The 12,484-nt window shown below is 69.2% G+C and carries 7 protein-coding genes; 5 read left to right on the plus strand and 2 right to left on the minus strand.

From position 1 onward, the window contains the following. Positions 1-129: 129 nt before the first annotated feature. Positions 130-1,662 (minus strand): long-chain fatty acid--CoA ligase, encoded by a 1,533-nt coding sequence (locus AB0J58_RS42100; protein ID WP_364226852.1) that lies wholly within the window; start codon positions 1,660-1,662, stop codon positions 130-132. Between the two features lie 166 nt (positions 1,663-1,828). Here AB0J58_RS42100 and AB0J58_RS42105 point away from each other — a divergent pair, with 166 nt between their 5' ends. The 4 genes from AB0J58_RS42105 to AB0J58_RS42120 all read left to right on the plus strand — a co-directional run bounded on the left by AB0J58_RS42105 (position 1,829) and on the right by AB0J58_RS42120 (position 6,932). Further along, positions 1,829-3,400 (plus strand): GMC family oxidoreductase N-terminal domain-containing protein, encoded by a 1,572-nt coding sequence (locus tag AB0J58_RS42105; protein ID WP_364226855.1) that lies wholly within the window; start codon positions 1,829-1,831, stop codon positions 3,398-3,400. A gap of 71 nt (positions 3,401-3,471) precedes the next feature. Beyond that, positions 3,472-4,728, plus strand: coding sequence for a cytochrome P450 (locus AB0J58_RS42110; RefSeq protein ID WP_364226858.1), 1,257 nt, complete (start codon positions 3,472-3,474; stop codon positions 4,726-4,728). A gap of 70 nt (positions 4,729-4,798) precedes the next feature. Beyond that, positions 4,799-5,647 (plus strand): alpha/beta hydrolase, encoded by an 849-nt coding sequence (locus AB0J58_RS42115; protein WP_364226861.1) that lies wholly within the window; start codon positions 4,799-4,801, stop codon positions 5,645-5,647. 52 nt (positions 5,648-5,699) lie between these two features. Next, entirely contained in the window at positions 5,700-6,932 is a 1,233-nt protein-coding gene (locus tag AB0J58_RS42120; RefSeq protein WP_364226864.1) for a cytochrome P450, read from the plus strand. A 104-nt stretch (positions 6,933-7,036) separates the two neighbouring features. On the opposite strand, the gene AB0J58_RS42125 is transcribed toward AB0J58_RS42120, so the two are convergent. Continuing rightward, positions 7,037-9,280, minus strand: coding sequence for a hypothetical protein (locus AB0J58_RS42125; protein ID WP_364226866.1), 2,244 nt, complete (start codon positions 9,278-9,280; stop codon positions 7,037-7,039). Positions 9,281-9,835: 555 nt separating this feature from the next. On the opposite strand from AB0J58_RS42125, the gene leuS reads away from it, so the two are divergent. Continuing rightward, entirely contained in the window at positions 9,836-12,307 is a 2,472-nt protein-coding gene (gene leuS, locus AB0J58_RS42130) for a leucine--tRNA ligase (protein ID WP_364226868.1), read from the plus strand. Positions 12,308-12,484: the final 177 nt, after the last annotated feature.

Below are 12,484 nucleotides of genomic sequence, written 5' to 3' on the forward strand. Positions count from 1 at the left end.
CGCGCCGGGGGGGGCGGTCTTCTTTTTTTCCCGCCCCGCTTTCCATCAGCCCCTCCGGGGGGCCGGCCCCCCCCGCGGGCGTCGCCGGAACCCGTTTCGGACCTTCTCGGTCCGGTGGGTGCGGACCGCTCAGCGGAGCTCGCGTTTGAGGATCTTGCCCGTCGCGGTCATCGGCAGCGCGTCACGGAACTCGATGATCCGCGGATACTTGTACGCGGCCATGTTCTCCTTACCCCAGGCGATGAGCTCGTCCTCGGTGACCGTCGCGCCGGGAGTGCGGATGACGTACGCCTTGACCTCCTCGCCGTGCGAGTCGTGGGCGACTCCGACCACCGCGGCGAGGGAGACCTCCGGATGGGTGATCAGGACCTCTTCGAGCTCGCGCGGGTAGACATTGAAGCCACCCCTGATGATCATGTCCTTGGCCCGGTCGACGATGGCGTAGTAACCGTCCGCGTCGCGGGTGGCGATGTCGCCGGTGCGGAACCAGCCGTCCCTCATGACCTCGGCGGTCGCCTCAGGCCGGTTGTAGTAGCCCTTCATCACGTTGTGGCCGCGGATCGCGATCTCGCCGGGCCCTTCGCCCTCGATCGTCTTCCAGTCGCCGTCGACCAGCTTCATCTCCACACCCCAGATCGGCGTGCCGATCGTGCCGGGCTTGGTGGGCCTGCCCAGCTGGTTGAAGCTGGCCACCGGGGAGGTCTCCGACAGGCCGTACCCCTCCAGGATCCCGATCCCGAAGGTCGCCTCGAAGTCCCTGAGCACCTCGACGGGTGAGGACGCGCCGCCGGCCACCGCGACCCTGAGCGAGGTGGGCACCTCGTCGCCCTCGGCGTGGATCTTCGTCAGCATGGCCCAGTACATGGTCGGCACGCCCGCGAACAGCGTGACGTTCTCGGCGCGCATCAGTTCCAGGGCGGGCCCCGGTTCGAAGCGCGGCACGAGCACGACGGTCGCCTGGCGCCGGAACCCGGCGTTCATGACGACGGTCTGCCCGAAGGAGTGGAAGAGCGGCAGCACCGCCAGGTAGACGTCGCCGCCCTCGGTGCGGGGGAACATCTCATCGGAGACCATGGCGTTCAGCAGCATGTTCTGATGGCTGAGCTCGGCACCCTTGGGCTGGCCGGTGGTGCCGCTGGTGTAGAGGATCACGGCGGTGTCGTCGGGTGCGGTCTGCACGGTCTCGAACTCGCCGGACACGCCGTCGAGCGCCGCCCAGAGCGTCTCGCCGTATTCGGACTCGGTGGCGAACGCGGCGGCGGGCAGCACGAAGAAGTGCTCCGCCGACGATCCCTCGAAGCCCGCCCTGCCCCGCTCGCCGAGCGGCAGTTCGGGAGTGCCCTCGAAGCAGAACAGTGCCTTGGCCTGGGAGTCGTCCAAGTGATAGGCGATCTCCCTGGACTGCAGCAGCACGTTGAGCGGCACGACCGTGGCGCCGGTCTTGAGAATGCCGTAGTAGACGAAGGGGAAGTACGGCAGGTTGGGACAGGCCAGCGCGACCTTGTCGCCCTTACCGACCCCCCTGGAGACCAGTAGGTTGGCAACCTGGTTCGCGACGGTGTTGACCAGGGAGTACGGCAGTCGCAGGTCGCCAAAGACCAGTGCGGTGCGGTCGGGGTTCTCCCGGGCGCTGTCCTCCAGTGCGATCGACAGGTTGAGCATCGTGCGTCCTCCTCCGAGCGAGCTCTGACCCGCTCATACTGGCAGCCCTCAGATACCTACTGGTAGGTAACTTTGATTACAAATTGACGGGCAAACCATGGGGGAGTAAGCAGATAAGAGCCCGCTTACGGGGAGGCGAGCTGACCGTCTGTGCGAGGAGGGGTCAGTGAGCGTGGAGTACGACTATGTCATCGTGGGCGCGGGGTCGGCGGGGTGCGTGCTGGCCAACCGTCTCTCCGCGGATCCGGGCACGAGGGTCGCCCTCATCGAGGCGGGCGGTTCCGACAGGAGGCTCGAGGTCCGGATGCCGGCCGGCTTCGCCAAGCTGTTCAAGACCGAACACGACTGGAACTTCACCACCGCCAAGCAGCCCGAGCTCTCCGGCAGGGAGCTCTACTGGCCGCGCGGCCGGATGCTCGGCGGCTCCTCCTCGATGAACGCCCAGATGTGGGTACGCGGGCACCGCGCGGACTACGACGGCTGGGGCGTGCCCGGCTGGTCCTACGACGAGGTCCTGCCCTACTTCCACCGGATCGAACGCCGCGCCGGCTCCAACCGCGGCGGCGTGTACGGCACGGAGGGCCCGATCCACATCTCGGAGCTGCGCTCCCCGAACCGCGCCACCGCGCTCTTCCTGCGGGCCTGCGAGGAGTTGGGCATCGCCCGTCTGGAGGAGCTCAACGGCCCCTCCAACGAGGGCTGCTCGCCGACGCCCGTGACCCAGTACCGGGGGCGCCGCTGGAGCTCCGCCGACGCCTATCTCGGACCCGCGGCCAAGCGGCCCAACCTCACGGTGCTGACCTCCTCGCAGGTGAACCGGGTGCTCATCGAGGGCGGGCGGGCGATCGGCGTGGAGTACGGCGGCGGTGACGGTAGCGGTGACGGAGGCACCGTGGTGCGGGCGCGCGGGGAGGTCGTGCTGTCGGCGGGGGCGATCGGCTCCCCGCACCTGCTGATGCTGTCGGGCCTAGGCCCGGCCGACGAACTGCGGACCGCCGGCGTCGAGCTGGTCCACGAACTGCCCGAGGTCGGCGCCAACCTCCAGGACCACCTGGCCTCGGGCGTCGTCCTGCACTGCCCCGAGCCGATCACGCTCGCCGGTGCCGAGTCGGCGGGCAACCTGCTCCGCTTCCTGGTCGGCCGCCGGGGCATGCTCACCTCCAATGTCGGCGAGGCCGTGGCGTTCATCCGCACCTCTCCCGAGGAGCGCGCCCCCGACATCGAGTTGATCTTCGCCCCGGGCCCCTTCGTCAACCACGGCCTCACCCCGCCGCCCGGCCACGGCCTGACCATCGCCTCGATCCTGCTCCAGCCCGAGAGCCGCGGCCGCGTCTCGCTGGACGGCCGCGACGTCGTGATCGATCCCGGTTACCTGACGGCGGAGGCCGACGTCCGGCGGCAGGTGGCCGGGCTGCGGAAGGCCGGGGAACTGTTCGCCACCGAGGCGCTCCGGCCGCTCGCGGGACCCCCGATGGACCCGTACTGGGGGGCGAGGAGCACCGAGGAGCTCGTCCGCTGGATCCGCGAGCGTAGCGAGACCCTCTACCACCCGGTCGGTACCTGCCGGATGGGTGAAGATCCCGAGTCGGTGGTGGACCCCGCCCTGAGGGTCCGCGGCGTCGCGGGACTGCGGGTGGTCGACGCCTCGGTGATGCCGGTCATCAACCGGGGGCACACCCACGCGCCCACCGTAATGATCGCGGAAAGGGCCGCCGATCTCATCACCGCAGCCCGCTGAGCCGTATATGTGGACAAAGTGTGTTATGACTCACACTTGACGTAAGTAATTACTTGCATAAATCTAAGGCAATGACCGTGAACATGGCGGATGTCGACCTGTCGGAGATTCCGTTCTGGGGGCTTCCTCAGCGGGAGCGCATGGAGGCCTTCCGGCGTCTCCGCGCGCTGGACCGGCCGGTGTTCACGAAGGAGAACAAGATCCCCTTCATTGGGCACGGGGCCGGTTACTACGCCCTGGTGCGGCACGCCGACGTCTCCGAGGCCAGCAGGAACGCCGGGGTGTTCAGCAGTGAGCCGACCGCCAACAGCATCGCCGACATGCCCCGCTGGCTGGCGGTGTACTTCGGCTCGATGATCAACATGGACGACCCCCGGCACGCCAGGCTCCGCCGCATCGTCTCCAGGGCCTTCACCCCCAGGGTCCTGGCGAAGATGGAGGAGGACCTGCAGCGGGCGGCGACCCGGATCGTGGACGAGGCGATCGCCGAGGGACCGGGCGACTTCGTCACCCAGGTGGCCGCCCGGCTGCCCGTCGAGGTCATCTGCGACATGATGGGCATCCCCCCGGAGTTCCATCACCGGGTCCTGCGCGCGACCAACATCATCCTGGGCAACGCCGACTCCGAGTACACCGGAATCGATCCCGAGTTGAACCGGTGGAACGTGGCCCGGGGCCTGATCAAGCTGTTGGCGGCCGGGCGCGAGCTGAACAGGCTGGCGGCCAGGCTCGGCCGCGAGCGCCGGGGCGCCTCCACGGGCGACCTGACCAGCATGCTGGTCAACGGCGATGAGCACCTCACCCCGCAGGAACTCGGCTCGTTCTTCATCCTGCTGGTGGTCGCCGGAAGCGAGACCACCCGCAACGCCATCTCGCACGGCCTCAAGCTGCTCACCGACAATCCCGAGCAGCGCGAACTGCTCGTCGGCGACTTCGAGAAGCACATCCCCGGCGCTGTGGAGGAGATCATCCGCTACTCCACCCCGGTCATCCAGTTCCGCCGTACGGTCACTCGCGACCACGAGATGAACGGGCAGCGGTACCGCAAGGGCGACAAGGTCCTGCTCTTCTACAACTCCGCCAACCGCGACGAGAGCGTCTTCACCGATCCCGACGTCTTCGACATCACCCGCCACCCCAACCCGCACGTGGGCTTCGGCGGCCCAGGCCCCCACTACTGTCTCGGCGCCCACCTGGCCCGCCGTGAGATCACCGTGATGTTCCGCGAGCTGTTCACCCGCCTGCCCGAGATCCGATCGGCCGGTGAGCCCTCCTATCTGCTCTCCAACTTCATCAACGGGGTCAAGCACCTGTCGTACACGACCTGACCGCCGGTGCCGGGCGAGGGGTCGGGGCGATCGCCGCCACGGCGGCCAAGCGAATGCTAGGTTCCGCCTCATGGACATCAGCACCGTCACCGCCAACGGCGTCGAGTTCGCGTACCTGTCGGCAGGAAAGGGGCCGCTCGCACTCTGCCTGCACGGCTTCCCCGACACCGCGCACACCTGGCGGCATCTGCTACCCGAGCTCGCCGGGCGTGGTTACCGCGCGGTCGCGCCGTTCATGCGCGGCTACGCGCCCACCTCGATCCCCGCCGACGGCGCCTACGAGGGCGGGGCGCTGGTCGCCGACGCCTGCGCGCTGCACGAGGCGCTCGGCGGCGACGGCGACGCCGTGCTCATCGGCCACGACTGGGGCGCCTTCCCCGTCTACGGGGCCACCGCCTTCGCTCCCGAGCGCTGGCGCAGGGCGGTCGCGATGGCGGTGCCCCCGATGGGCGCGATGCTGGCCGCCTTCTTCGACTACGAGCAGCTCAAGCGGTCGTTCTACATCTTCCTCTTCCAGACCGGGCTCGCCGAGGCCGCCCTGTCGCGGGACGGGTTCATCGAAGGGCTGTGGCGCGACTGGTCGCCGGGCTACGACGCGGCCGAGGACATCGCGTTCGTGCGGCGTGCTCTGGGCTCTCCGGAGAATCTCGCCGCCGCGATCGGCTACTACCGGGCGATGCTCGGCACGGTTGCACCCACCGGCCGCTACACCGCCGAGCAGTCCGCGACCGGCGGGCAGGTTCCGATCCTCTACCTGCACGGGGTCCGTGACGGCTGCCTGGGGATAGGGCAGGTCGATCAGGCCGCGGCCTTCCTGCCGCCGGGCTCCAGGGTGGAGCATGTTCTTCAGGCAGGGCACTTCCTGCATCTGGAACGGCCCAGGGAAGTCAACGACATCGTTCTCGACTGGTTGCGCTGAGGATCCTGTGGCAGGATCGGTAAAACCGAATGGGATTCTAGTGGAGGCTGGCGTGACGGTTTCACTCGCGGACATCGACCTGTCGGACATCGCTTTCTGGGAGCGTCCGATGGCCGAACGGGAGGCCGCCTTCGCGCTGCTCCGCGCGCAGCCGGGCCCGATCCTGTTCGCCGAGCCCGAGATCCCCTTCCTGCCGCCGGGCCCCGGTTACTACGCCCTGGTGCGGCATGCGGACATCACCGAGGCCAGCCGTCACCCCGAGATCTTCTCCTCGGGCCGGGGGGCGACATCCGTCCAGGACCTCGGCCCCGACTTCAACGAGTACTTCGGCTCGATGATCAACATGGACGACCCTCGGCACGCGCGGCTGCGCCGGATCGTCGCCCGGGCGTTCACCCCGAAGATGATCAAAAAGTTCGAGGCGGACGTCGACGCGGCCGCCGCGCGGATCGTGGACGAGCTGATCGCCACCGGACCCGGCTGTGACTTCGTGACCGAGGTGGCCGCCAAGCTGCCCCTGAAGATCATCTGCGATCTGATGGGCATCGGACCCGAGCACTACCAGGAGGTCTTCGACGCCACGAACATCATCCTGTCGGGCGGCGACCCCGAGTTCATCGCCGACATCAGCCGCGTGGCGGAGTTGCTCCTCGGTACGGGGCAGCGGCTCCAGGAGCTCGTCGTCTCCCTGGCCGCCGAGGGCGGGGACAACCTCACCACCTCCCTGACCAGTGCCAACATCGACGGTGAGAAGCTGACGATGCAGGAACTGGGGTCGTTCTTCATCCTGCTGGTGGTGGCGGGCAACGAGACCACCCGCAACGCCATCTCGCACGGCCTGCACCTGTTCACCGAGAACCCCGACCAGCGCGCCCTGCTGCTGGAGGACATCGACGGGCGCCTGCCCGGTGCCGTGGAGGAGATCGTCCGTCTGGCCTCGCCCGTCACCTGGATGCGCCGCAGCCTCACCCGCGACCACGAGATGAACGGTCACCTCTACCGCGAGGGGGAGAAGGTGCTGCTCTACTACTGGGCCGCCAACCGCGACGAGAGCGTCTTCACCGACCCGCACCGCTTCGACATCCTGCGTACCGAGGGCCCGCACGTCGGTTTCGGCGGACCCGGGCCGCACTTCTGCCTGGGCGCCCACCTGGCCCGCCGCGAGATCACCGTGATGTTCCGCGAGCTGTTCACCCACCTGCCCGCGATCCGCTCGGTCGGTGAGCCCGACCGCCTGCGATCCAGCTTCATCAACGGGATCAAGCACCTCGACTGCGATTTCTGAGGCCCTGCCACATCCTGCCGGTGGTGACGGGCCGGCAGGGCGGGGGCGACTCCAGCCCGGCCGGAACACGGAGCGCGCCCGCCGGGCCGTTCGTGCCGGCCAGGTCACCGCCCCGGTACGCGGATCGACTTGAAGACCGTGTTGATGTCGGGGAGCAGTTCCTTCTTGCTGTCCGGCACCGACATGTAGACGATCGCCGGCAGGTCGGCGCCGGTGCTCACGGCCGCCACGACCATGGTCGTCTTCGAACCGCCCGAGGTGATCTCGTATGCGGCGAGCTGGCCGGGCAGGCCGTTCACGGACAGGGTCTGCTGGGCGGTCTTGCGGGCGGTGTTGTCCTCGGGGAAGAACCGCTTGCGGCCGGTGGAGGCCACCGCGTTGATCACCGGGGCGAGGTTCTCCGGCGAGGTGTACCTGCTCTTCAAACGAGGCGAGAGCGGGCCCGACATCAGCTGCGCGAACTGGGTCTTGCCTGTGGAGTCCGTACCGGCGGGGAGATACTGGCGGGTTGTGAAGCCGTAGGTGGTGGGCACGCTGGGGCGCTGGTCCTGCCGCCACGGGGCACCGAGCTGGGCCAGGGTGATCCCCGCGGGCTGGTCGGTGAGGGTACCGACCACCGGCGAGGGATCGCCGCTGAATCGCGGCAGGCGACCGATGGTGGCGGGCTTGGCGGTCTTCTGGGGAGTCGCCGAGGGCTTGGGCTCGGCGATCTCCTCCTCGGCGGAGGCCAGCGGCCCGGCCAGGAACGCCCAGAGCACCGCGCCGACCAGCGCGATGATCACAGAGCCGGCCAGCGCGAAGATCCAGACCGGCCGACCTTGCTCCTCGAACTCGTCCGCGTCCTCGATGGCCTGGTAGTTGTCGCCGAAGACCGTGTTCCACAGCTCCTGCTGGCGCTCGGGCGGAGGGGTCTTCGGGCCGCTGATCTGGCCGGCGGTGACGAACGGCCTGTTCGGGTCGGAGGGGTCGCGGCTCAGGTGATGGCCGGGCTGCCCCGGATGCGCGGGCTGTCCCGGTTGGGGCTGTGGCGGTTGGGGGCCACCGGCTCCGGGGTGAACGGGAGCTCCCTGCGAGGGAGCCTGGGAGGCCGCCGCCGCGTTCGCCGCGGCCATGGCCCACATGGCGGGGTTGTCCGGCACGCCGTAGCTGCGCCGCGCGTTTCCGGCGCCGTTTCCACCGCCCCCGTCAGGGGAGGCGCCGGGAACGGTGCCCGCTGAGGCGTCGCCGAAGTGGGCGGCGGGGCTGTCCGCCGGAGAGCCTGCCCAGGAGGAGGGGAACGTCGACGTCTGTGCCTCGGCGAAACCCTGGTTTCCGGTGGGGGGAGCGGGCGGCCAGGTGGCGCCGGACGCCGGAGGAGTGGGCGGCCACACGCTGTTCTCCACCGGCTGAGCCGGAGGGCGGCCGGAGGCGTCGCGCGGGAGCGCGCCCTGCCACGCCTCACCCCCACCGGGAGCCTGCTGCCCGCGAGCGTCCCCCTGCGGGCCTGACGGGTGCGTCCGGCCGTCGTTCTGCGGGTTGGATGCCTGCGCCCAGCCGTCGTGCGAGGGTGCGGTGGCCTGTGCCCAGCCGTTGCCGCCCGGGGAGGCCTGGCCCAGCGGGTCCGACTGGGGAACGGGGCCGGATTGCGGCCACCCGTTGCCGGGGGAGGACGGATTCTGGCCGTCGGCGCCGCCCTGCGGGCCGGACGTCTGTGACCAGCCGTCTCCCTGTGACGGGGTGGGCTGCGGCCACCCGTTGCCGGGGGAGGTCTGGCGCGGGTCGTCGGCGCCGCCCTGCGGACTGGACGCCTGTGCCCAGTTGTCGTTCCGCGGGCTGAAAGCCTGTGCCCAGCTGTCGTTCTGGGGACTCGTGGCCTGTGCCCAGCCATCGCCGGGGGAGGTCTGTGCCCAGCTGTCGTTCTGCGGGGCCGACGCCTGCGCCCAGCCGTTGTTCTGCGGGTCGGAGGCCTGTGCCCAGCTGTCGTTCTGGGGGCTCGTGGCCTGTGCCCAGCCGTTGTTCTGCGGGTCGGAGGCCTGTGCCCAACCGTCGTTCTGCGGAGCCAATGCCTGTGCCCAACCGTCGTTCTGCGGGGCCGACGCCTGCGCCCAGCCGTTGTTCTGCGGATCGGAGGCCTGAGACCAGCCCCCGCCGGGGGAGGTCTGGCCGGGCGAACCGGCCTGTGGATCGGAGACGCGCTGCCCCCCGCCGGGCGAGGTCTGCCAGGAGCCGTTGCCGCTCTGTGGCTCCTCCTGCGGGCGGGGGAGCCGGGGGCCGGTGCCGAGAGGGTCGTTCGTCCACGAAGGTGACGGTTCGGCAGCCTCCGGCCATGCCGGAGGCAGGTGGGACTGGCTGGACTGCTCCGAGGCCATGCTTTCCTTACCTCCCGCGTGGGTGCCCGAATTAGGCGTATTGGGCATGATCTCACGTGAGACGGGGGGGCTCGCAGGGAAACTGGAGAACGCCCCTCTGAACTGGAGTCCGGTTGGGTCGGTCGGCGGGTCCTGCATGGGCAGGCCGACCTCCAACGGATCCGGGCCCCGCCCCGGCTCTACTGAATGTGCCACGGTGAAAAGAGTAAACGCGAAGGACGTACGAGGTCACAACAGGTGCATAGCCATCGGGTCTCGTTCGCTCCGGCGAGTGCGTAAATCCTCATTCTGCCGACCTGCTCGGACGGCTGTCTCCTGTTTGCCGCGATCGGGCCTGTTTCCCCAGGCCACGAATACGCCTTGCGGGCTGCGATAGTCTTGCTCTATGCGTGCCGCGACCCTGCTTATCGGGCCGCATCGGCCTCCCCGCCCCTGAGCGCCCTGCCGATGCGGCCGCCCTCCGCGTGAGCGGGGGGTTTTTGCATTGGGCCAGGCGGGTCAGACCATCCACGCAGACATACCCGAGGGAAAATCGACGTGAGCGAGCGAGCCGACATGCAGAGCGACGAGCAGCACTATGACCCGCAGGCCCTGCAGGTCAAGTGGCAGCGCAGGTGGGAGGAACTGGACCCCTTCCGGGCCTCCGACGACCCCGCCGACCCGCGTGAGCGGCGCTACATGCTCGACATGTTCTCCTACCCCTCGGGCGACCTGCACATGGGGCACGCCGAGGTGTTCGCCCTGGGCGACGTCATCTCCCGCTACTGGGTCCAGCGCGGCTACAACGTGCTGCACCCCGTCGGCTGGGACTCCTTCGGCCTGCCCGCCGAGAACGCCGCGATCAAGCACAACGCGCACCCGGCGGAGTGGACCTACACCAACATCGAGACCCAGGCCAACTCCTACCGGCGCTACGCGATCTCCTTCGACTGGTCCCGCCGCCTGCACACCAGCGACACCTCGTACTACAAATGGACCCAGTGGCTGTTCAACCGCTTCTTCGAGCGTGATCTGGCCTACCGCAAGGGCGGCCTGGTCAACTGGTGCCCGAACGACCAGACCGTGCTGGCCAACGAACAGGTCAAGGACGGCAGGTGCGAACGCTGCGGCGCCGAGGTCGTCCGCCGCGAGCTGACCCAGTGGTATTTCAAGATCACTGATTACGCCGACCGGCTGCTGGACGACATGGCCCTGCTGGAGGGCGGCTGGTCCGAGCGGGTGCTGACCATGCAGCGCAACTGGATCGGCCGATCCGAGGGCGCCGACGTCAACTTCGTGATCGAGGGCCGTGACGAGCCGGTCACCGTCTACACCACCCGTCCCGACACCCTGTACGGCGCCACCTTCTTCGTGGTCGCCCCGGACGCGCCGCTGGCCGAGGAGATCGTCACCGACGACCGGCGCGAGGCGTTCGAGGCGTACCGGGTCGAGGTGTCCAAGCTGTCCGACATCGACCGGCTGTCCACCGAGAAGGAGAAGACCGGCGTCTTCCTGGGCCGGTACGCGATCAACCCGGTCAACGGAGAGCGCATGCCGGTCTGGGCGGCCGACTATGTGCTGTCCGACTACGGTCATGGCGCGATCATGGCCGTGCCCGCGCACGACCAGCGCGACCTGGACTTCGCCCGTGCCTTCGACCTGCCGGTACGGGTCGTCGTGCACACCGGTCTGGCCGACCCCGGTGAGACCGGCATCGCCACCGCCGGGGACGGCGCGATGGTCAACTCCGGCCCGCTGGACGGCCTGACCAAGGCCGACGCGATCCGGAAGATCATCGAGGTGCTGAGCGAGCGAGGCACCGGCCACTTCACGGTGAACTTCCGGCTGCGCGACTGGCTGCTGTCCCGCCAGCGCTTCTGGGGCTGCCCGATCCCGATCATCCACTGTGCCGACTGCGGAGAGGTCCCCGTCCCCGACGACCAGTTGCCCGTCACCCTGCCCGACATGCGCGGCGAGGCCCTGGCGCCCAAGGGCGTCTCCCCGCTGGCCTCGGCCGAGGAGTGGGTCAACGTCTCCTGTCCCAAGTGCGGCGGCCCGGCCAGGCGCGACACCGACACGATGGACACCTTCGTCGACTCCTCGTGGTACTTCCTGCGCTACGTCGACCCCTCCTACGAGGACGGCCCGTTCGACGTCGAGCGCGTCCGCAGGTGGGGCCCGATCGACCAGTACATCGGCGGTGTCGAGCACGCCGTGCTGCACCTGCTGTACGCCAGGTTCTTCACGAAGGTCCTGCACGACATGGGCATGGTCGACTTCGTCGAGCCCTTCACCCGCCTGCTGAACCAGGGGCAGGTCATCAACCAGGGCAAGGCGATGTCCAAGTCGCTGGGCAACGGCGTCGACCTGGGTGAGCAGATCGACGCCTACGGTGTCGACGCGGTCAGGCTGACCGTCGTCTTCGCCGGTCCGCCCGAGGACGACATCGACTGGGCCGACGTCTCGCCGGCCGCGTCCCAGAAGTTCCTGGCCCGGGCGTTCCGCGTGATGGCCGAGGCGGGGGCGGCCTCCGCTCCCGGCGTCGACTTCGCAGGTGGCGACCTGAACCTGCGCAAGGTCGTGCACCGCACGGTCGACGAGGTCACCAGGCTGGTCGAATCGCACCGCTTCAACGTCGCGGTGGCCCGGATGATGGAGCTGACGAGCGCGACCCGCAAGGCCATCGACTCCGGGCCCGGCGCCGCCGACCCCGCGGTCAGGGAGGCCGCGGAGACGCTGGCGGTCATGCTCTCCCTGGTCGCGCCGTACGCGGCCGAGGAGGGTTGGGAGCGGCTGGGACACAGCGGCTCGGTCGCACACGCGGGCTGGCCGACGGCGGACCCGGCGCTGCTGGTCCAGGACTCCGTCACCTGCGTCGTCCAGGTCGCGGGCAAGGTGCGCGACCGGTTGGAGGTCTCCCCGGAGATCTCCGAGGCGGACCTGGAGGCACTGGCGCTGGCGTCGGAGAAGGTCCAGGCGTTCCTGCCCGGCGGCACGCCGCGTAAGGTCATCGTGCGCGCGCCCAAGCTGGTCAACATCGTCCCGTAGACGTTCGAGCGGGGCGCCCGTCCGGCGGGTGCCCCGAGTCGTTCATGGGCGAACAGGAGTTCGGCTCATCCGGCCTGGGCGGTGTCGTCTGTTCGTCGTGCCGTCACCTGAGAAAACGCCGGGCGACCGGCACCCCGACGTCGGGAGATAGGAATAAGGTGGTGGTGGGTTAGAGTG

Source organism: Streptosporangium sp. NPDC049644, assembly GCF_040675205.1.
In the GTDB taxonomy this organism is placed as follows: Bacteria; Actinomycetota; Actinomycetes; order Streptosporangiales; family Streptosporangiaceae; genus Streptosporangium; species Streptosporangium fukuiense.